Annotated in this window: 1 protein-coding gene and 1 pseudogene; one reads left to right on the forward strand and one right to left on the reverse strand. The window is 67.5% G+C overall.

Annotated features, from left to right (window positions below; genetic code table 11):
* Window positions 1-326, reverse strand: a pseudogene (locus ACFYNP_RS38350) (hypothetical protein); the annotation flags it as partial.
* Window positions 327-614: 288 nt separating this feature from the next.
* Here ACFYNP_RS38350 and ACFYNP_RS38355 point away from each other — a divergent pair.
* On the forward strand, window positions 615-1,277 hold the full coding sequence (locus ACFYNP_RS38355) for a response regulator (protein WP_385022827.1): 663 nt from the start codon (window positions 615-617) through the stop codon (window positions 1,275-1,277).
* Window positions 1,278-1,499: the final 222 nt, after the last annotated feature.

Raw genomic sequence — 1,499 nt, forward strand, 5'->3', positions numbered from 1 at the left:
GATGGAAGTGCCCGGGGGATAGGCATCAGGGCTGCTGCAAGGCTGACGATCTCGGATCGTTGCTGGTCGGGTCGGTCCGAGTAGGCCGGCGGGCGGTGAAAGGGCTGGTAGGACATCTCCCGGATGCCGGCGGCGATGTTGGTGTGGCCCACTGTTCGTAGCTGGTTGATCGCGCTCGGCGCGACAGGAACGTTGAACACGCTCGTGATGCGGATGCCGAGCCGGGCGAGGGTGCCCTGCGGGGCGCCGCGGACCCGCCGGCCGATCGCGGCGAATGAACGGGCCCCGGTGAGCACGGCCGAGCAAGCGACCAGCAGCACATTCACGAGCGGGTGACGCTTCCCCGTCGGCGGCGGGGGTCAGCCGGCGTGGCCGGCCGCTGCGGCCATCCCGCAAGGGCACGGTGCTGACCGCGGGGGGATGATCGGACGGACACGGGCAGACTGACGGCACATCGAAGCTCCGGTTCGCCAGGGCGACTTGAGAGGTCACCCGCTCCAGCTGGAGCTTCGCTGCGTACGAGACGGCACGCTCAGCAGGCGTCACACCACTGTGACCTGAAACTCTCCACTACCGCCGGGACTTTGCAACACCCCTGTGGATAGGCTGTCGGCATGGGTCATGAAGTCGTAAAGGTGCTGCTTGTTGATGACGAACCCATGGTCTGCGCGCATTTGAAAACGATTCTCGGTTCGGCCGACGATATCGACGTCGTCGACGCGGCCCACGACGGAGCCGCCGCGGTCGAGGCCGTGATAAGGTACCGCCCCGATCTCGTCCTCATGGATTTGCGGATGCCGGGCGTGGACGGCCTCACGGCGATCGAATGCATCATGAAACTCGACCAGCCGCCAAAGGTGGTGGCGCTCACCACATTTGACGCCGATCAGTATGTGATGCGGGCGCTGCGCAGCGGGGCCAGTGGATTTCTTGTGAAGTCGACTCCGCCCGAGGACCTGATCGGGCTCGTCCGCGTGGCCGCCGACGGCCACACCGTCCTCTCGCCCGTCGCCATGCGCCGCATCGTCGGCGCCTCGTCCGACGAGGACGCGGCGCGCGAGCGGGCCAAAGCCCTGGTCGGCAAGCTCACCGAACGCGAGACGGACGTCCTCACGTGCCTCGGCGAGGGCCTGTCCAACGCCCAGATCGCCACGAAGCTGTTCCTCAGCGAGGCGACGGTCAAGGGCTATGTGTCGCGCATGCTGGTGAAGCTGGAATGCACCAACAGAACGCAGGCGGGGCTGCTGGCGTACGACGCAGGGCTCATCAGCCGCTGAGGCCGCGCGGGCCCCGGTGGCGGGGTACCGCGCACGTGGGCGGACGCGCGGGTGATGAACAGACAGGTGGGGCCGAAACATATCGTTTCGGCCCCACCTGTCTGTTCACGCCCCACCTGTCTGCCTGCATGCCGCGCTCCGGCCTACTCCTTGAAGGGCCGGCCCGCCGGTGCCGACGCGTCGTCCGCCCGGATCCAGGTCACCGTCGTCGGCACGTACGTG

It is taken from the genome of Streptomyces sp. NPDC006691, assembly GCF_042869955.1.
In the GTDB taxonomy this organism is placed as follows: Bacteria; Actinomycetota; Actinomycetes; order Streptomycetales; family Streptomycetaceae; genus Streptomyces.

What these genes read in the sequence shown, in the direction of transcription:
- ACFYNP_RS38355 (WP_385022827.1), top strand. Translation starts at nt 615, where the DNA reads ATGGGTCATGAAGTCGTAAAGGTGCTGCTTGTTGATGACGAACCCATG.